We start from the raw sequence: 17,496 nt of genomic DNA on the forward strand, positions 1-17,496 counted from the left end.
CGTCGTTCCAGCACCGCGCTGGTGAAGAGGACCGCCCCCTTCTCGCCCCGCTTGGTGCCCCGGCTGAAGACCGTGCGTTCGCCGAGGTAGTCGAGGGTCGCACGATGAGCTGCATCAGTACGTCCTTGTGATGGGAGCGGCGCCCGGGCGGCAGCCCCCGCTCGACGGGCCCGGCGGGCAACAGCCGTGCCAGCTCGTCGAGTTCCTCCTGCACCCCGGGCGCCCGGACGGAACCGTCGCCCGACGGAACCGTCGCTCGCCCGAGCCGTGACGCGCTGCGGCCGAAAACCCCCCGCCCGTGCCCGAAGCCCGCTGCCAGGATGGACGCCATGACGACGACGGAACGTATCGAGGGTGAGGTCGCGCCCGGTTTCGAACCGGTGCGGGAGGCGTTCGCGGCGAACTTCGAACACCACGGCGACATCGGCGCGGCGGTGTGCGTGTACCACCGGGGCCGCCCGGTGGTGGACCTGTGGGCCGGGACCGCCGCCCCGGACACCGGCCGCCCCTGGACCCGGGACACCCTCCAGCTGGTCTACTCGGCGACCAAGGGCGCGACCGCGACCGCCGCCCATCTGCTGGCCCAGCGTGGCGCGCTGGACCTGGACGCGCCGGTGGCCGAGTACTGGCCGGAGTTCGCCGCGAACGGCAAGGAGCGGATCCCGGTCCGCCAACTCCTCTCCCACCAGGCCGGCCTGCCCGCCCTGGACCACCCGGTGCCCCTGGCCGACGCCCTGACCTGGCACCCCATGGCGACCGCCCTGGCCGCCCAACGCCCCCAGTGGACCCCGGGCACCGCCCACGGCTACCACGGCCGCACCTACGGCTGGCTGGTCGGCGAGGTGATCCGCAGGGTGTCGGGCCGCACCCCGGGCCGCTTCTTCGCCGACGAGATCGCCGCCCCCCTGGGCCTGGACGTCTTCATCGGCCTGCCGAGTACGGAACGCGCCCGCGTGACCCGAATGATCTACGAGCAGCCGACGGTCGACTTCACCACCATCCCCCCGGAGTCCATCCCGGAGCAGTTCCGCGACGCGATCGCCGCCATGCTCGACCCGGACTCCCTCGCCAACAGGGCGTTCACGATCACCGACCCGCCCGAGATCGACTTCGACTCCCCGGAGGTCCAGGCGGCGGAACTCCCCGCCTCCAACGGCATCTGCACCGCCCGCGGCCTGGCCCGCATGTACGCCGCCCTCGTCGGCGAGGTGGACGGCGTACGCCTGCTCACTCCCGAGACGGTCGCCTCGGCGACGAAGGAACAGGCCGCAGGCCAGGACCGGGTGCTGATGCTTGAGATGCGCTTCGCCTCCGGCTACATGCTCCCCTCCGACACCGGCACCATGCCCGGCCCCCTGACCGGCCCCCAGGCCTTCGGCCACCCCGGCCGAGGCGGCTCCCTCGCCTTCGCCGACCCCGAACACGACCTCGCCTTCGCCTACGTCATGAACTACATCAAGGAGGACCCGACCGACGCCAGGGCGGCGTCACTGGTGGAGGCGGTGGAAAGGTCACTGTCACGCTGACCTGCTCCCGGAATTGTCCTCACTCCTCGGAGGCGTGCGGGTCAGCCCCTGAAGAACGTCCACCAGTGGTCGTCACGCAGGGACGTGCTGCACGGGTAGGCACCGAGGCGCAGGTCGTTCACGGCCCAGGCGAACCCGTCCACGTCCAGGCACATCCCCCGCCTCGAGGAGCCCGAGGAGTAGGTCTTGGCGCTGATGAGCTGGAACGCCGTATGGGCGCTGTTCCACCGCGACTTCCACAACTGGTTGTCGGCCGTGGTGTTCCGGCAGTAGTAGAGGCTGACCTTGTCGGCGCTGGTGGGCGCGCCGAAGTTCGGAAAGTCGAGACACAGGCCGGGGCTCTTGACGCTGCGGATCAGGAAGCCGTCGACACCGTTGACCAGGTCGAACATCTGGTTGTCGCCGGTGCCCGGCCTGCACTTGTACTGGGTGACCGGCTGGAGCCCAGGAGCACCGAAGCCGGGAAGGTCGACACACTTCCTCGTCGTGACGTTCCTGATCGCCGTGTTGTAGACGGACGCATGTGCCGGCGCGGTGGCCAGCACGGTGAAGGCGACGACGGAGAAGACCGACGCCAGGGCCCCCAGAGCGCGCGAGCGGTTGCCCCCCTTCCCGAATCGTCGCGGGCCCGGCCCGCTGCCCGCATCGTCGGTGGTGACGGACGTACGCGAAGACGTTGTGGTCATGTGAGTGTGAGTCCCCTTTGGCGAACTGCCCCCCGTCGAGGCATCCGTGCCAGTGAACCGACTCACCTGGCCCGCCGACCATCCGTCAATTCTGACGGCTCGCGACATAGCGCGTCGAGCATCGAGGTGCCTGCCCCAGGACAGAACGGGGCGAGACCACACCCCGGCCGGGACGGTTCGCCGGATTGGCCAGTCCGCAGCAGGCGTGGTTGACGGCGTGCGTATGGTGGAGAGGAACCGCGTCAGCGCCTGCCCCGAGTTGCGAGCCGGGCGGGCCGAACGGGGGAAGAAAGGTGCGTGCCCGATGGCGATCGGGCTCCTCTCCACCATCGCTGCTGTGTTCTACGGCGGCACGATCTCGGTCCTTGCCCTCACCGCGACCTTTGCTCGACGCCGCACACTACGACGTGAAGCGCGCAGCACCCTCGCCGTCCTGGTACCGGGAAGGATGGTGGAGCCGCAACAACCCGACCGTGCGGCAGCAGGCCCAAGCAGCTGACCGCTCCCGGTCCACCCAGGCCCCTCCGCGGGCGGCTCCACCAACTCGACCGCCTGGCCCGGACCGCTTCATTGTCAGTGGGCACGTTTACCGTCTCCCGCATGGAACAAAAACCTGCCAAACGCTTCGATCCTCTGCCCGGACGGGTCGGCCACGTGGCCGGCATTGAGTCACTCACACTCGACGGGCACCGGTACTACTTCGGCTTCGACTACAAGAGCGACCTCGTCGTCTCACCGCTGATCGACGACCCGGACGCGATGGCGGCATTCGCAGCCGAGCACATGAGGCAGACCGACGGCAGACACGGCGAGGCCTACTGGGCGGACCTCGTCGCCGACGCAGTCGAGACGTCGGACCTGGTCTCGGAGGAGACAGACCGGGAGTTCACCACGAGAAGCCTGCGCGCCGACCTGCCGAACCCCGGGAGTCACCTGCTCTACCTGCTGGACGCGGCCGGCGGGTGGGACGACTCGTTCACCCTGCCATCAGCTGCTCAGCAGGCCTGCACACGACTGGGGTTCGACGAGGACGACTTCGCCGAAGGCATCGACGAATGCCTGCAGGCCATCCTGGAGGACGGGGCGGACAGCCGACCGGACGAGTGGACGGTCGTCCGCTGCTACCTCACGTCCGCGGTGAAGCTCCTGCCCGGCAACTGGGCACTGCTCTTCACCCCACTCGCAGAAGCCGTCGCCGGTCACGAATGAGTCATGACCACTGACGAAGGCCTCAATGTCCTTCGCAACGAAGTCGGGAGCTGGTTCTCGTTGAAGAAGCCCTTCTGGCAACCGTATTGGTGGCGGCTGCTGTTCCGTGCGGACGGTGAGCCGGAGTTCACGGTGATGGGTCCCGGCCCGCTCAGCCAGGTTCCGAACGATGCCCTGAGGAACGCGTCCCTCGAAGTGTGGGCCAACGCCCTGCTGGAGGATGCGCCCGACGAGCTCGACGACCTGCGGGGCGACCTGCTCCTTGAGTGCCACACAGAGCCCGCTCCCGCCGAGGGCACTCCACCGGTGTACTCACGCCAGGTACGGCTGCCAGGACATGCCTCCGTACCCCAAGAGGCGACACGTCTGAGAACCACTGCCGACTCCGCCCGGCGCATCCATGGCCACACCGCCTTCGGTGGCCTGCCTGAGCGCGGCGAGGTGCACTTCGCTGACTCCGGCTACCTCGCACGCACGTTCAAGCATGGCTGGGCCCAGTTCAGGTCGAGGCAGTCAGCCCGGCGGATCCCACTGGTGAGAGCCATCGGAGGACTCCTCGGCCCGTGTCCGGCAGACGGCGAGATACTCCGGCCGCGATTACACCGGTCACCGGTTCTGCGTCTCCTGCTTCAGCCGGGCCGCGAGGTCGATGCCTTCCTGGACTGCGATGTCGAATTCAGGGTCCTGGTAGAGACGGATTCGGCCCCGGTAGTCGACGATCACCGCAGCGACCGCGTTCAGGTCTGTCTCCGTCGACGTTTCCAGGGCATGCTGAAGATCCGCTTCGAAGGACTCCCGGTCACCGGGAAAGCCGTGCCCGGACCGCAGAGCCGCTTGAATGTCGCCGATGGTCCTCAGCGGCAACGGCGCAGGAACGGGCGTTTCCTCGTGCTGTGCGCTCACGATCTGTTCCTTGATCCTCTGTCCTACGGGCAGTGTCCTACAGATCCCATAGCCAGGATCCATCTTCCCTCAGTGCGCCGGACGTCCCTGGCGGTCACCCTGCACCTCCAAGAAGAACCGGACACTGATCCGCTCGCTGTACCGCACCTCCCAGCCTGTACGAGGTAATTGTCCGTCTCCTCGTCCAGGTACACCGTGGGCGGACCATCGCTCGGGCTCGGGATCGTTGCCCAGCCTAGGCAGGGCCGTGAGCTCCACCTCCGTCGTGGGTCACTGTCCGTATGCCAGAGCTGCCGCCCGAGCCCGGCAGCGCGATCCGACCGGTCATGAGGACTTCGTGGTTCGCGAACAGTGCGTCGAGCGTGAAGCGTCGACGGATGTGTGCCGTCCACTTGGCGTGCGCCAGATCGGTGTACGTCCTGACCATGCGGGCCCGGCTTGCCTGGGTGAGGATCCAGCGGGCCTGCTCTCCACCGTGAGTACGACCGCCGAGGTCACGGGCGAGGCGCCACAGCTCGTCGCCGTCGGCCTGCTCGTCCACGACGGCGACGAGCCCGATGTCACCGAGTCCGCGTGCGTCGCTGGACTGGGTGGTGTAGGCGAGGGTGAGTCCTTCGAGGGAGAACACGGTGACGCGACTGGTCGCGGTCAGCTCGGTCAGGGACACGAGGGTGGGTCCGTTCTGGCGCGGGGAAGCGGGCCGACCGGGCGACGGCCGACCCGCACGGGTTGCGGCACGGGACTCAGCAGCCGTCGCCGTCCCCGCAACAGGCCGGTGGATTGCAGTCGGCGGCCGTACCCCACAGCCGCTCGTCGACCTCGAACCCGGCCGCACGCAACCGGCCCACGACATCGACCATCAGCCCGCGCGTACGGACCTTGGCGTTCGGCTGGTGATGCAGGAAGTAGCCGAAGCTGCGCTCACACCAGTCGGCGTACCACCCGGTGTGCAGGATGAGCGTGTGCCAGCCCGGGTCGACCAGCTGCGACGGCGCCATGCTCGCGCCCTCCCCGCTGGCGCCCATCACGTAGACGAGCGCGAGCGCCTGGTCGATGACCCGCTCGGCGACACACCGCTCCAGGCCGTACTCGTCGGCGCAGAACGCGGCCAGCGTGTCGAACTCGGCGTCGGTGACGAGGGAACGGCCGGTGCGGGTGTCTGCGGCGACGGCGGTAGGGGTCATCGGGAGACCTCCTTGGAGCTGGTGGCGCTGATGGACGCGGTCAGGACGGCGGGCTTGGCGTGCAGTAACGGGGTTGTGTGGAGCACTGATTCACCTCACAGTGAAAGGACCTTCGGGTAGCCCTCTCCCGGAGTGCCGAATGCCTGTCGTGTGCTCAGGGAGAGGGATCTTGGGTTCACCGCGTGACGCGGCAGCGATGGCCGGTACGCGGTGGAAGTCGATGGAGCGACATCACTCCGGCTCTTCCGGAGCGAGCTGTCGCCTCCCGGCGTCGACGAGCTCGCGTACGAACTGGGGCCTGCACAGGTCACCGTCGTAGCGCGGTGGAACGACCCAGTAGGTTCCCGGCGGCTCCAGCCGATCGAGACGGGGGACGCCCAGATATGTGTCGCCGTACAAGCAGGGCGCTGCTTCGGCGTAGTCCCAGACCAGGCCGGCGTGCCACTGAATGAGCACGTAGTACGTCGGTCCCGTGGTGCGGTGATCGTGGATGACGGGCCCCTGCAGCCGCTCCCGCAGGGCGACGGCCACCTGGCAGGGCTCCTCGCAGCCAATGGCGGCGTGCACGAGTTCACCCGGCAGCCGTACCGCCGCGAACAGCCCGCTGAGTGGGAGCAGCGCCACGTCCTGCTGCGACCACTCGGTGTGGGCCTGCTGCGGTACCCGGATGCGCCCGAGCGAGCCACTCGGACGTCAGTCTGTACTGGTCAGCTGACGTCAGCACCGTAGCTCCCTCGTCGATTGAGCCGTTCACGTTCACGAGGAAACCGCAAGCACCCTGTCCGTCATCAGGACAGAACTTGGGAAGTTGCGTGCCGCCGACCGGACAGTTTCACCTGGCGGTGCTGCCCGGTAGGACTACCTTCGAGGAAGAATTGATGGGGGCCGAAGTGAACAGTGGGCGGAACACCTCTCTCGAAGCGCTGTTAGCAGAGTTCGGCTACACCCATGAACAGCTCGCTGACGAGGTGAACAGGACAGCTGAGCAACTGTTCGGCAAGCCCGCCAACTGCACGGACCGTCACGTGCGCCGTTGGATCGCAGGCGATGTTCAACGGCCGTGGACTCAGTACCTTCTTCCCCTCCAGGAGATTTTCGGCCGAGGCCCAGAAGCCATGGGGTTCCTGGAGCGCAAGTCCTCGAAACCCCTCCCCACCCCAGCGGGACCAGTGCAGGTGAGGAATGCGGACTCCTTGCAGCGCCGCACATTCATCGCCGGGGCTCTTGTCGCCACGCTCGGCATCGATCAGACGCCGGGGCACGGCCGCCTCGGCTCCAGCGACATCGAAAGGATCCAGGGCACGATTTCCCGGCTCGACGCACACTTCAACGGGCTTGGTGGCGGCGCTCTGGTCGACGTAGCGGTCGAGTACCTGCTACGCCTTCGACACGCCCTGGATCACTGCGTGTACGGAGAACGCGTCGAACGTGCGCTGAACCGGGCCATGGCTGAAGTCGCAGCGTGCGCGGGCTGGTCGGCCCACGACTGCGGGCAACACGAGAGAGCCGCCCAGCTACGGAACGAAGCGCTCCAGGCTGCGCTGCTGGCCCGCGATCCAGTCTCTGTGACCAGAGCCTGGTCCGACCTTGCTGCGCAAGCCGAACACGGGGGCCGACCTGCTGAAGCAGCTCGGATCAACCGCGCCGCGCTGTCCGAGCGGCACGTGCGAAACCACCCGCTGCTCTCTTCGCTCCTGCACTCACGGCTTGCCGATTGCCTGGCACAGACCGGCGACCCCAAGAGCATGGGCCGCCATCTGGCCGCTGCCGAACGTACCTACGACCGCGTGGAGGTGACCGGCACCCCCAGCTGGCTGCGCTTCCTCACCCATGCGGAGTTGGCCGGCCTCGCGGCCATCGCCCACCAGAGCGCCGGTCAGTACGTCCATGGAGAAGGACACGCGGCGCGCACCCTCGAACTTCTCGACGAGCGCTTCACCCGCAACCGCGCCTACTACACCGTGCTGCTGGCCGAACTCCAGCTTGCCCAGGGCGAATACGAGAGGGCGTCGGCGACTGCTTCCAGCATCCGGATGGACGCTGTCTCCAGCAGTCGCATCACCGCCCGTCTTGAACGCGTCACGGAAGTCATCCGCTCTCAAGGAGGACGCACATGACCACGCACACCGAACTCGACCTGCGGCACTACGGACACGGTGATGCGCGCTCGATCCGCGAGCTCCTCTTGGACATCCACGACGAGGTCTACGCGGGCAGCGACGATCCGCTTGCCGGGCGTGATGCCTTTGCCGAATTCGTGGACCACTGGTCCGCCAACAAGGGGTTCGCTTGCGTGCTCGCCCGTGACCCGGAGCAGCAGCAGCTCGTCGGATACGCCTACGGTGCTCCGCTCAGTTCGTCCACGACATGGTGGACCAAGGTCACCCCGCCTCTCCCCGACTCTTTCGTCACCGAGACCGGGACGCGTACGTTCGCCCTGTCCGAGCTGATGATCCGAATGCCCTGGCGCGGTACGGGCGCAGCTCGACGCATCCACGACGAGCTGCTCGCCTCCAGAGGAGAGCAGCGGGCGACGTTGCTCGTACACAAGGACCACGTCAAAGTCGTCGCCCTGTATGAGACCTGGGGATACACGCTGGTCGGTGAGGCGGTGCCGTTCGAGGGAGCCCCGCAGCTGTGCGCCATGGTCCTTCCGCTTGCGCATCCACGGAAGGGGAACAGGTGAAGGTTTCCGTGGACCCGGCTCCGCCGCGCATGGCCGAAACCCATACGCACCGTTGAGCGCGCCTGTGAAGCCCCAGAAGATGGTCATGAGCGGGATGACACAATGCCGGGTTTTTCGAGACCGGGGAAACGGGGGCTGAGCGGTGCTGGCGGGTGACGACGCGGTCGTGAGTGGTGGCCGATGAGGAACCGTATGCAGGTCGCGCTCCAGGTCATGCTGGCACTGGTCGCCTGCTTACTCGGGATCGCCACCAACTACGCGACCAGCACCGACGACGTTCCCTGGGTGCTGGAGGCGATTCAGCGGGTCTCCGTTCCGGCTATCGGCCTGCTGATCGTGGCCCTGGTGGTCGGGCAGGTCGTCGTCTACCGGCTGGAGAATCCCGCGCCGGCCCGGATCGAGTGGCCGCGTGACCGGGTTCCGTACCCGGGCCTCGACGCGTTCGACGAGGACGAGGCCGCCGTCTACTTCGGCCGGGAGGCACAGGCAGCCGAGCTGACCCGCAGGCTGCACGCCACCACGACCCGCCCCGCGGAACGGTTCCTGGTGCTGGTCGGGGCGTCCGGGAGTGGAAAGTCCTCGCTGGTCAGGGCAGGAGTGATGCCCCGGCTTCGGGAACGCCGCTGGACCGTCGTACCGGCCTTCGCGCCGGGCCCGAACCCGCTGGGCGCCCTCGCGGGTGCGCTGGCGGCCGCCGCCGACGGGCAGGAACCGGCGAGCGCCGTACTACGCAGGCTGCGCCAGGGGCCGGACGCACTGCGAGCTGAGCTGTCGCGGCTGCGTGGCGGCCGGTTCCGGCGGATACTCCTCGTGGTCGACCAGTTCGAGGAGGTCGTCACCCTGGCGGGGGAACGTGAACGCGCCCAGTTCCTCGAAGCGCTGCGTACCTGCGTGGAACAGGACCCGGCGGTCCGCGTACTGGTCACCCTCCGGGTGGACCTGCTCGGCAGGCTCCTCGGCACCGGACAGGCGGACCTCCTTCAGCACCCTGTTGCCATCGGCACATTGGGCAGAGCCCAGCTCCTCGAAGTCGTGAAGAGCCCCGGGGCCCTCGTCGGCCTCGGCTTCGAGCCCGGAGTCGTCGACTCCATCGTGAGCGAGACCGGGACGGACGACGCACTACCGCTGCTCGCCTACCTCCTCCAGGAGTTGTACTTCGCATCCGGTCCTGGCGGGACGGTGACCGAGGAGCTGTACCGGCGGCTCGGCGGAGTACCCGGAGCGCTGGCGCGTCAGGCAGACAACGCCGTGGCCGGGCTCGGGGCGGGTGTGGGCATCGACTTCGTCCTCCGCGTCCTGCTCAGGTTCGTCACCGTGGAGGGCCAGGACGTGGCCCGCCGCCATGTGCCGCTGTCCGAGCTCGACGAACGGGACCGCCATGTCGTCGATGCCTTCGTCGAGGCGCGGCTGCTGCGCACCGACGTCACGGGCGGCGGCTCCGTAACCGGTAGCGAGCCCTGTGCGCAGGTGACGCACGAGGCCCTGTTCCGTCAGTGGGCCCCGCTGCGGCAGGAGGTCGAGGCGCGGGCCGAACGGCTTCGCGAGCGCGCCGAACTGGAGCGGTGGGCGGCCGACTGGGAGCGGGCCGGACGCAGCGACGACTACCTCCTCACGGGGGAACGCCTCACGGCTGCCCGGCGCTGGCTCGAAGCACTGGAGGAATCCGGGCAGGCGTCCGCGCCCGCCCGCGCGCTCGTCGAATCCTCGCAGCGCCGCGACCTGACCTTCCTGAGCCGGGTCTCCGACAGCATCGGCCGACAGGTTCTTCTGAACGCGGAGAGCGAACCGGAGCGCTCCCTGCTGCTCTCGCTCGCCGCACTCGGTGAGTGCACGCCCACGCCCTCGGCCAGGCGCGGGATGATGGCGGCGCTGGCGGCGAGTCACCTCCGCTCCCGGCTCGACGGACACACGGACACCGTCCGGCACATCGCCTGGTCCCCGGACGGGCACAAGCTGGCCACGGCGTCCAGGGACGGCACCGGCCGCGTTTTCGACGCGCACTCCGGACGTCCCCTCCTGGTACTGCCGTGCGACGGCGTCATGGCCGAGTCCGTTGCCTGGTCACCGGACTCGGCGAGGGTGGCAACCGCCGGCCGTGACCGTGTCGTACGGATCTGGGATGCCACCTCGGGGGAGCCGGTCCGGCTGCTCACCGGCGCCGGAGACCTCAACAGGCAGGTGGCCTGGTCGCCGGACGGCCGGCATGTCGCGGCGAGCTCCAAGGACCGGCTCGTACGGGTGTGGGAGGCCGATACCGGGCGGCTCGTGCACGAACTGCACGGGCACGGCGAGGATGTGTGGGGCGTTGCCTGGTCGCCGGACGGCAACCGCCTCGCCTCAGCCTCCCACGATCAGACCGCGATCGTGTGGGACCTGACGACCGGTACGGCGGCCACCACACTCACCGGCCACTCGGACTTCGTCGAGGGCATCGCCTGGTCACCGGACGGACAGCACATCGCCACCGGCTCCGGTGACCACACCGCCCGCATCTGGGACGCCGGGACCGGCGACCTGCGCCTGCTGCTGCGAGGACATACCGACTACGTGTGGAACCTGGCCTGGTCGCCGGACGGGCGGATGCTGGCCAGCGCCTCCTCCGACCGCACTGTGCGCATCGTCGGCACCGAGGACGCCAAGGTCCTGGCCGTGCTGCGAGGCCACGCCGACACGGTGTGGGGCGTCACCTGGTCACCCTGCGGGACCATGCTCGCCACCAGCTCCACCGACGGCACCGGCATGGTGTGGGACCTGCGCCCGCGTGGCGCCGAAGCCGTACTGGCCGACGGACACCGCGGCCCCGTGAACCAGGCCGCATGGTCCGGCAACGGCAGCCGCTTCGCCACGGCCTCGGACGACGGCACCGTACGGGTGTGGGACGCGGCGACCGGTGTTCCGGCCGGACCGGTGATCGAGTGGGAGGACCGGGCCTGGGCCGTTGCCTGGGCTCCGCAGGGGGAACGGCTCGCGTTCAGCACCAACGACGGCCTGTTCCGGATCGTCGACGGGCGCGGCGGCACGCTGTTCGAGCGACACGGCGAGGTCATCGAGGGCTGCGCCTGGTCTCCGGACGGCGGCCGGATCGCCACCGGCGGCCACGACGGTGCCGTGCGTGTCCTGTCCGCGTCGGACGGGACCGAGCTGCTGAAACTGACGGAACATCAGGACTGGGTGGGGCGCGTGGCCTGGTCGCCGAGCGGACGGCTGCTCGCCAGCTGTTCCGACGACCGTACCTGCCGACTGTGGGACATCGGGGAGGGGCAGCAGTTCACCGTGCTCCGCGGCCACGACAACTACGTGGAGGACGCCGCCTGGTCTCCGGACGAGACGAGGATCGCCACCGCTTCCGGCGACTGGACGGCCGCCGTGTGGGACGTCGCCACCGGACGGCGCATCGAGGTGCTGAAGGGGCACGAGGGACGGCTCCGCGCCGTCGCCTGGTCGCCCGACCGCCGGCACATCGCCACGGGCGCAGACGACCGCACCGTACGTGTCTGGTCCGCCGCCACCTTTGAGGAGATCGCCGTCGTCGGTGTGCACCAGGACAAGGTGACCTCCGTGGCATGGTCCCCGGACGGCACACTGCTGCTCACGGGCTCGGCCGACGGGACGGCGCGCGTGTGGCGGGCGGAGCCGGACCATGACCGGCTGGAGGCGACCGCCCGAGGAAGGGTCTTCCGTACCCTGACCCGCGAGGAACGGCGGCAGCATCTCTTGCCGCTCGACCCCGCGTGACCGTCTGAATCAGTAGATGAATCAGTAGACCGATTCCACCGTGCGCTCCTCGGTGCGGACAAGGTAGTCGTCCGGGTCCAGGCCCATGGCCTTGCGCTCGGGCGACGACCAGTACAGCGCGTTGCGCTCGGCGAACGTCTCCGGACCGTCGTACGAGATCAGCCAGACGAACTGGCTGCGTTCCCGGTCCACCCACGCCCCTCCGATCGCGAACCCCAACTCCAGCCGCAACGGCACGATTTCCTCCCGCCACCGCCCCACCCACTCGTCGAGCAAGCCCTCCCGGACGGTGTACGTACGCAGTTGTGTGGTCTTCGGCATGCGGACATCCTCTCCGACCTTGCAGTCGAAGAGGGCCGGATTTCCGATCAAGGGCGGCCAAGGGACAGGTCGCCCGTGGCCAGATCTTCGATGGACTGCTCAGCCGACTGGATGGAGAAGCGTCCTGACCCTCTCCACGCACCGACGATGCAGCTCGGTCAGTGTGACGACCAAGGCAGAAGATGGATCACCGCGACCGAGGTTGCCTCGATCGGCGAGGCATAGACGGCGCGGACTGCCCAGCGGCCGGGCCGAGTCGGGACGGGCGCCTGCTCCGGCAGGCCACTGCCGGCCGGGTACTCGACCCCCAGCTCGTCCCCGGCTGTCACGGAGTCCATGAGCACGGCCGGGCCATCCGTCTCCCAGACACCGCATTCCTCCCACGCGGTGGTGGGATCAGCAAGCACCGCCTCGGCCGCGGCGATCAGATCGGCCTCGTAGTTGGCGCCCAGCCAGCGGACGAACGCTTGGTGTTCCGGCAGATAGCAACTGCTGGCTGGCTCGTCCGCCAAGACAAGTCCTTGAGCGCCCTCCTCGCCGACGGCAATCACCCCAGCCAGACCCTCTACCTCGCAGGCGCGGTCATAGTCGTCCCGAACGTTCCCGTCGCCGACGACCATCCCCGACTCTGTGCAACCACGCCACCGGGCCAAGGCGGAAACCGGCACTGCTATCAGCGGGCCACCCATCGATTCGACCCAGACGGGGGACGGCTCGGCTGAGCTGGCTGTGGTGGAGGAGGACATCTTCACGACGCCAGTATCCCTGCGACCACTGACAACGAGCCTTCGAGCTGATCACCGCGACCCATGACTTGACGTCGAGACCCGCATATTAGAGGGAGATCCTCAACGTCGAAGACTGACAGAACGGCCCGTCGCGACACCCTGGCAGAAGGCTGAGCGCGGCGGACAGTCACGGCCCCGGTGGTCCCACATCAAACCGCCCTCCGGGGCCACTTCGCGGAGCCGCCTGCTGGAGCCGCTAGAAGCCGCCCTAGCCAGGGTGCCCGGCCGCGGGGGTTGATCGTGCCCCCGGCTTTGCCCTTTCGCTCCTCGTTCGGTCGTCCCCGCCGAGCCTAGGCTCGGCGGGGACGACCGGAAGGACGGGGCGAGCGTGCGCGAGACACAGCGAGCCGCAGAGCGGCGGACGACGGCGCAGGCCGCCGCCGGGCGCGGGGCACGCCCCACGGGCCTGGCCGCGCTTCAGCAGCGCGCGGGGAACACGGCGGTAACGCGCTGGCTGCAGCGCCATACCGGCGACCTGAACGAGCACTACGCCACGAGGCCTACCGAGCACCCTGAGTGGGGGCCGTACCAGGAGCTGACGAAGGCCGCGGGCATCCCCCAACCCCAGGCCGACGCCGCCTGGCAACTGTTGCTCGGCGGGGTCGACTCGCAGGGCACGCTGAACGACGAGGCCATGGCGAAGACGAACGTCCGCCAGGAACAGCGGGAACTCCGTGCGTCGAACACGTGGTACCAGGAGTTCGTCAAGCTCATGACCGAGCATCTGGAGATCAAGACGCCCACCATGGCCCTGTGGTCGGGCGGCATCGAGCTCAGCGACTACGCGTACGGGAAGGGCCACACACCGCTGGAGCGGACGCGGATCGGCAGCGTGCTCAACGTCCTGGAGCTGCATCCGGACTGGATGCTGAAGACGCCGATGTGGAACGTCCTGTCCAAGGCCTTCGTGGCCCGCGCGACCGGCCCCGTGCACATCTTCATGAGGGCCTACGGACCGGAGAGCGTCCTCATCTCGCAGGAGATCCCACAGCTACGGCTGGTCCAGCAGCTGAACCCGGACGTGAGACTGATCTGGCACCCGTTGTACACCACTCCCGACAGGCAGCTGAGGGAGATCACGAGGGACTACCAACTCGTCGACAACGCGGAGTACGACGGGCGGGACAAATGCGTGAGCGTCCTGTTCCAGTACCTCAGGATGTTCCACGACGAGAGCAACACCGAAGCCACCCGCGCACACAAGAGCATGGAGCAGCTGATTGTCGCGAACGGCCACAAGGACGGCGTCTGAAGCGGCGGCGCGGAGCCGTCCCAGCACCACCGCGTCATCGAGCTCCGCTGAGGCAAGCCCTCAGGGATCACGGCACCGAGTTGCCCTTGCCCACGAACTTGCACCAGGCGTCGGCCGACACCCTGACATGAGGGCCGCCTGGCACCTTGGAGTCCCGCACCAGCACCCCTGACGGAACGAAAGCAGCCTCCACGCACTCAGTCGTGTTACCGCCGCTGTACGACGACTTGAACCAGACGGGCTCGGAGACAGGCTGAGGACCGGAAGACATTCAGAGCTCCTTGCGGGCGCGGTGGATCATGGCGGAGGAGGCCTCCATGTCCAACGCTTGTGCTTGGAGGTACTCGAACGCAAGTCTGTATCGCTCCAGTTCCTCGTCCTTCTCCAGGAAGAGGGAACCGGTGTGGAAGTCGACGTACACCACATCAAGCGCCGGCTCGGAGCCGCCGATGATGACGAAGCTTCCCAGGGCTGCGGCGTGGGCCCCCTTGGCGAAGGGCAGTACCTGAAGAGTGATGTGAGGAGACTCGTTCGCTTCGAGAAGCCGGTCGAGCTGCTCCCGCATGGTCTGAGGTGACCCGACCACGCGCCGGATCACGGACTCGTCGAGGATCGCCCACAGGCGCAGCGGCTTCGGGCGGGTGAGAATCTCCTGCCGCTTCATACGGATGTCGACCAGACGCTCGATCTCCGTCTGCTCCAAGGGCACTTCGTTGGCCTTCTGCAACGCCGTGCTGTACTCCCGCGTCTGCAGGAGTCCGGGGACGTAGACGCACGAGAAGTGACTCTCGCGCACGGCTTCGTCCTCAAGCGTGAGCAGCAGGTTCATGCTCTCCGGGATGGAGTCGGCGAAGGAACTCCACCAGCCTTGCTGCTTGGCGTTCTTGGCGATGCTGACAACAGCGTTGTGCTCGGCTTCCGTTGCCCCGTACTCACGACACAACGCATCGACGACGAGCCATTTGACCGGCCCGGCCTGGGTCTCATACCTACTGACCGTCGCTTTGGAGACGCCGACGAGCCGCCCTGCCTCCTCAAGAGTCAGGCCCTTACGGGCGCGCAACTTGCGCATCATTGCGCCCAGTTGACGCCGACGCGTTGTGGTCCGTTCGGACATTGAGATTCCTTTGCCATGGGCCGGGCGATGAGCCTGGGTGCTCATCAGGCTAGGCAGCCGGGCGGCTTCCCGACCATCAGATTCACCCGATGGATTGTCATGAGAAGTTACACAGCGAGACTTCTCCATGCCATGCTCGTTCTCAGGTCGCTACGCAGTGCAGCCGTACGGACACGGCAGGCGCAGCATGTGCGTGGCCTGGGAGGGAGGAGTGGCCATGTCTGGCTACCACATCACCGAACCCCGACTCCGCTGTGTCCTGCCATTTGAGGCGGTGCCGGCGGAAGTGAGTCTTCTGCGGAGAGCCGCCGCCAAGCAGCTGAGCCAGTGGGGCATGCCTGTGGCGGTCGATGAGGCGGAGCTGCTTGTCACCGAGCTGGCTACCAACGTGGTCAAGCACGTTGGCGAGGGGGCGTCAGCGACTTTGATCCTCGAATGGAGGGGGGAGCGGCTACGGGTGGAGGTTCACGACAAGAGCCGCGTGATTCCGGCTCCCAAGGTGGTCAATTGCGATGAAGAGTGCGGCCGAGGGCTGCATCTCCTCGCGTCGCTCGCGCTGGACTGGGGAGCGGTTGTGACCGCAGCCGGCAAAGCGGTCTGGTGTGAGATCCCGCTCAGTGCCGGGAGGGTATGCCGACGCATTGAGCGGGCGGTTGAAGCGCTGGAGAAGTATCAGGGCGGTTGGGCCGACCAAGAGGGGAGGCGGCGAGAAACGCTCCTTGAAGAGTCCGCGATCGAGCTGATCGCGGACTTGCTTCACTGGACAGCCGTCCGCGGCCTCGACCCCGACGACTTCCTCGATCGAGCTCAGATGCACTATGAGGCCGATGCCAAGGCGGCCTAGAAGTCCTCTGCGCCGGGCGTCTTTTGGCCCCGCGCCCTCTTGGCGCGGGGCCAAAGCGCGAGATCCGGCAGAAGCGGGCTTCTCAAGCGTCAGTCCTCCTCAATGAGGACCCCTGCAAGCTTCAGCATGACGTCCACCCTCTCCTCACGTCCCAGCCGGAGCCACTCACCGAAGACCAAGTCAACCTCGTCGCGCTCCTGCCGACCGGACTGCATGAGCCGGTACAGCCGCCGCTTTTCCTCGCGGCTGCCAAGCCCGGATGCGCGCGCCAAGACCTCCTCCGGCGCTGACAGCGCCGTTCCCGTGCCTCTGACACCGGCGTTGCATCGCTGGCACTCCACTCGGAGATTGGACAGTTCCATATCGACTGGTGGGGTTGGGTCGATGAAGTGGACGCTGAGTACGGCCGTCTGGTCTTCGTCCGGGTAGATCTCGCCGGCCCGCATGCCGCATGTCTGGCAGGCATGGCCAGCCCGTTCAAGGGCTTCTCGTCGGCGCGTGGCAGAGATCCGTGGCCGTGGAGTCTCCTTCGGCTGCTCGCCGAGATCGATACGGGTTCCCACTGCTGTCAGGCGGTACTCGTCAGGCTGGAGTCGCGGATCGGTCTTGTAGTTGTCGATCTTCCAACCTAGCTCGCGCAGGTCCCGCATGCGGCGATCCGCCTGGGCTACGCCTGGGACTCCCTCGAAGAGCTGAAGTTTCGTGAAGACGTTGCCCTCACCGACGGCTGCCAGAAACTCGGCCACCTTCACCTTCGATGACCGCCGCACGGGGCGCTCTTCTGTCATCGCTTCCCTCCTGTCCGGCAGGTCCATTGAGCCGCCGCCGTCACTCGTGGCGGTGACGGCTAGAACTAGTGTACCGTCGGCGCTACCTGATGGTCTGCCGTCAGCGTTCGGCGAACGCCGTCAGGGTTCGGCAACGTCCGGCAGGAACCTTACTGCGAGGGGAGGAAGGTCAACCAATACCGGGGGAGCAGCTGACTGATCCACCCCGGGTGTCCTTGTTTGCCGAGGTCAGAAAGGAGACCGATCTTGAGGCTGGTGCGCTGGCTTGGAGATCGGTGGAAGAACAACGTACGACCGCACGTGACGTCCGCTCGTCTCTCGGCGGGATGCGAAGCATTCCTCGTGATCGCGTGGACCTACGAGCCAGGGCATCGGCAAAGTTGCTCGATGTCCGGTTCGTGATCATGTGAGTCCGAGGAGGGCGAGCGGTCGGCGGGCGTCGCGGGCGTTGTGCCGC

At 67.7% G+C, this 17,496-nt stretch carries 18 protein-coding genes; 8 read left to right on the top strand and 10 right to left on the bottom strand.

The window, feature by feature from the left end:
- Nucleotides 1-329: 329 nt before the first annotated feature.
- Complete coding sequence (locus ACLZN2_RS45755) at nucleotides 330-1,526, top strand: serine hydrolase domain-containing protein (RefSeq protein ID WP_416985928.1); 1,197 nt, start codon at nucleotides 330-332, stop codon at nucleotides 1,524-1,526.
- Nucleotides 1,527-1,567: 41 nt separating this feature from the next.
- Here ACLZN2_RS45755 and ACLZN2_RS45760 read toward each other — a convergent pair whose 3' ends face one another.
- Nucleotides 1,568-2,212: an RICIN domain-containing protein gene (locus ACLZN2_RS45760; RefSeq protein ID WP_416985929.1), complete on the bottom strand. Its 645-nt coding sequence runs from the start codon at nucleotides 2,210-2,212 to the stop codon at nucleotides 1,568-1,570.
- A gap of 304 nt (nucleotides 2,213-2,516) precedes the next feature.
- On the opposite strand from ACLZN2_RS45760, the gene ACLZN2_RS45765 reads away from it, so the two are divergent.
- Both ACLZN2_RS45765 and ACLZN2_RS45770 read left to right on the top strand, forming a co-directional pair.
- Nucleotides 2,517-2,711: a hypothetical protein gene (locus ACLZN2_RS45765; protein WP_416985930.1), complete on the top strand. Its 195-nt coding sequence runs from the start codon at nucleotides 2,517-2,519 to the stop codon at nucleotides 2,709-2,711.
- A gap of 101 nt (nucleotides 2,712-2,812) precedes the next feature.
- Nucleotides 2,813-3,421 carry a hypothetical protein gene (locus ACLZN2_RS45770; protein ID WP_416985932.1) on the top strand — a complete coding sequence of 203 codons (609 nt, stop codon included), beginning with the start codon at nucleotides 2,813-2,815 and terminating at the stop codon, nucleotides 3,419-3,421.
- Between the two features lie 606 nt (nucleotides 3,422-4,027).
- Here ACLZN2_RS45770 and ACLZN2_RS45775 read toward each other — a convergent pair.
- From ACLZN2_RS45775 to ACLZN2_RS45790, 4 genes are all read right to left on the bottom strand, one after another.
- Nucleotides 4,028-4,324 carry a DUF6247 family protein gene (locus ACLZN2_RS45775; protein WP_416985934.1) on the bottom strand — a complete coding sequence of 99 codons (297 nt, stop codon included), beginning with the start codon at nucleotides 4,322-4,324 and terminating at the stop codon, nucleotides 4,028-4,030.
- Nucleotides 4,325-4,559: 235 nt separating this feature from the next.
- On the bottom strand, nucleotides 4,560-4,991 hold the full coding sequence (locus tag ACLZN2_RS45780; RefSeq protein ID WP_416985936.1) for a hypothetical protein: 432 nt from the start codon (nucleotides 4,989-4,991) through the stop codon (nucleotides 4,560-4,562).
- 76 nt (nucleotides 4,992-5,067) lie between these two features.
- Complete coding sequence (locus ACLZN2_RS45785) at nucleotides 5,068-5,508, bottom strand: hypothetical protein (RefSeq protein ID WP_416985938.1); 441 nt, start codon at nucleotides 5,506-5,508, stop codon at nucleotides 5,068-5,070.
- A 231-nt stretch (nucleotides 5,509-5,739) separates the two neighbouring features.
- The gene (locus tag ACLZN2_RS45790) at nucleotides 5,740-6,132 is read right to left on the bottom strand and encodes a hypothetical protein (protein WP_416985940.1); all 393 of its coding nucleotides are present in this window, start codon (nucleotides 6,130-6,132) and stop codon (nucleotides 5,740-5,742) included.
- Between the two features lie 188 nt (nucleotides 6,133-6,320).
- Here ACLZN2_RS45790 and ACLZN2_RS45795 point away from each other — a divergent pair, with 188 nt between their 5' ends.
- The 3 genes from ACLZN2_RS45795 to ACLZN2_RS45805 all read left to right on the top strand — a co-directional run bounded on the left by ACLZN2_RS45795 (nucleotide 6,321) and on the right by ACLZN2_RS45805 (nucleotide 11,929).
- Entirely contained in the window at nucleotides 6,321-7,625 is a 1,305-nt protein-coding gene (locus ACLZN2_RS45795) for a hypothetical protein (RefSeq protein ID WP_416985942.1), read from the top strand.
- Nucleotides 7,622-8,194, top strand: coding sequence for a GNAT family N-acetyltransferase (locus ACLZN2_RS45800; RefSeq protein ID WP_416985944.1), 573 nt, complete (start codon nucleotides 7,622-7,624; stop codon nucleotides 8,192-8,194). The genes ACLZN2_RS45795 and ACLZN2_RS45800 overlap by 4 nt, the downstream gene beginning before the upstream one ends.
- A 180-nt stretch (nucleotides 8,195-8,374) precedes the next feature.
- Complete coding sequence (locus ACLZN2_RS45805) at nucleotides 8,375-11,929, top strand: AAA family ATPase (RefSeq protein WP_416985946.1); 3,555 nt, start codon at nucleotides 8,375-8,377, stop codon at nucleotides 11,927-11,929.
- 21 nt (nucleotides 11,930-11,950) lie between these two features.
- Here ACLZN2_RS45805 and ACLZN2_RS45810 read toward each other — a convergent pair whose 3' ends face one another.
- Together ACLZN2_RS45810 and ACLZN2_RS45815 are read right to left on the bottom strand one after the other, a co-directional pair.
- Entirely contained in the window at nucleotides 11,951-12,250 is a 300-nt protein-coding gene (locus ACLZN2_RS45810) for an NIPSNAP family protein (RefSeq protein WP_416985948.1), read from the bottom strand.
- Between the two features lie 158 nt (nucleotides 12,251-12,408).
- On the bottom strand, nucleotides 12,409-12,996 hold the full coding sequence (locus ACLZN2_RS45815; protein WP_416985960.1) for an Imm21 family immunity protein: 588 nt from the start codon (nucleotides 12,994-12,996) through the stop codon (nucleotides 12,409-12,411).
- A 370-nt stretch (nucleotides 12,997-13,366) separates the two neighbouring features.
- Here ACLZN2_RS45815 and ACLZN2_RS45820 point away from each other — a divergent pair, with 370 nt between their 5' ends.
- Entirely contained in the window at nucleotides 13,367-14,290 is a 924-nt protein-coding gene (locus ACLZN2_RS45820; protein WP_416985950.1) for a hypothetical protein, read from the top strand.
- 67 nt (nucleotides 14,291-14,357) lie between these two features.
- Here the strand turns inward: ACLZN2_RS45820 and ACLZN2_RS45825 are convergent, their stop codons facing one another.
- Together ACLZN2_RS45825 and ACLZN2_RS45830 are read right to left on the bottom strand one after the other, a co-directional pair.
- Nucleotides 14,358-14,561, bottom strand: a complete 204-nt coding sequence (locus ACLZN2_RS45825) for a DUF397 domain-containing protein (RefSeq protein WP_416985952.1) — start codon at nucleotides 14,559-14,561, stop codon at nucleotides 14,358-14,360.
- On the bottom strand, nucleotides 14,562-15,407 hold the full coding sequence (locus ACLZN2_RS45830; RefSeq protein ID WP_416985954.1) for a helix-turn-helix domain-containing protein: 846 nt from the start codon (nucleotides 15,405-15,407) through the stop codon (nucleotides 14,562-14,564). It lies immediately after the preceding gene.
- A gap of 217 nt (nucleotides 15,408-15,624) precedes the next feature.
- Here ACLZN2_RS45830 and ACLZN2_RS45835 point away from each other — a divergent pair, with 217 nt between their 5' ends.
- Entirely contained in the window at nucleotides 15,625-16,251 is a 627-nt protein-coding gene (locus tag ACLZN2_RS45835; RefSeq protein WP_416985956.1) for an ATP-binding protein, read from the top strand.
- Between the two features lie 89 nt (nucleotides 16,252-16,340).
- Here ACLZN2_RS45835 and ACLZN2_RS45840 read toward each other — a convergent pair whose 3' ends face one another.
- Complete coding sequence (locus ACLZN2_RS45840; RefSeq protein WP_416985958.1) at nucleotides 16,341-17,039, bottom strand: HNH endonuclease; 699 nt, start codon at nucleotides 17,037-17,039, stop codon at nucleotides 16,341-16,343.
- Between the last annotated feature and the right edge of the window lie 457 nt (nucleotides 17,040-17,496).

Source organism: Streptomyces sp. T028 (assembly GCF_048159505.1).
Lineage (GTDB): Bacteria > Actinomycetota > Actinomycetes > Streptomycetales > Streptomycetaceae > Streptomyces.

What these genes read in the sequence shown, in the direction of transcription:
- ACLZN2_RS45840 (WP_416985958.1), bottom strand. Translation starts at nt 17,039, where the DNA reads ATGACAGAAGAGCGCCCCGTGCGGCGGTCATCGAAGGTGAAGGTGGCC.
- ACLZN2_RS45810 (WP_416985948.1), bottom strand. Translation starts at nt 12,250, where the DNA reads ATGCCGAAGACCACACAACTGCGTACGTACACCGTCCGGGAGGGCTTG.
- ACLZN2_RS45800 (WP_416985944.1), top strand. Translation starts at nt 7,622, where the DNA reads ATGACCACGCACACCGAACTCGACCTGCGGCACTACGGACACGGTGAT.
- ACLZN2_RS45815 (WP_416985960.1), bottom strand. Translation starts at nt 12,996, where the DNA reads ATGTCCTCCTCCACCACAGCCAGCTCAGCCGAGCCGTCCCCCGTCTGG.
- ACLZN2_RS45770 (WP_416985932.1), top strand. Translation starts at nt 2,813, where the DNA reads ATGGAACAAAAACCTGCCAAACGCTTCGATCCTCTGCCCGGACGGGTC.
- ACLZN2_RS45825 (WP_416985952.1), bottom strand. Translation starts at nt 14,561, where the DNA reads ATGTCTTCCGGTCCTCAGCCTGTCTCCGAGCCCGTCTGGTTCAAGTCG.
- ACLZN2_RS45760 (WP_416985929.1), bottom strand. Translation starts at nt 2,212, where the DNA reads ATGACCACAACGTCTTCGCGTACGTCCGTCACCACCGACGATGCGGGC.
- ACLZN2_RS45830 (WP_416985954.1), bottom strand. Translation starts at nt 15,407, where the DNA reads ATGTCCGAACGGACCACAACGCGTCGGCGTCAACTGGGCGCAATGATG.
- ACLZN2_RS45785 (WP_416985938.1), bottom strand. Translation starts at nt 5,508, where the DNA reads ATGACCCCTACCGCCGTCGCCGCAGACACCCGCACCGGCCGTTCCCTC.
- ACLZN2_RS45805 (WP_416985946.1), top strand. Translation starts at nt 8,375, where the DNA reads ATGAGGAACCGTATGCAGGTCGCGCTCCAGGTCATGCTGGCACTGGTC.
- ACLZN2_RS45765 (WP_416985930.1), top strand. Translation starts at nt 2,517, where the DNA reads ATGGCGATCGGGCTCCTCTCCACCATCGCTGCTGTGTTCTACGGCGGC.
- ACLZN2_RS45835 (WP_416985956.1), top strand. Translation starts at nt 15,625, where the DNA reads ATGTCTGGCTACCACATCACCGAACCCCGACTCCGCTGTGTCCTGCCA.
- ACLZN2_RS45755 (WP_416985928.1), top strand. Translation starts at nt 330, where the DNA reads ATGACGACGACGGAACGTATCGAGGGTGAGGTCGCGCCCGGTTTCGAA.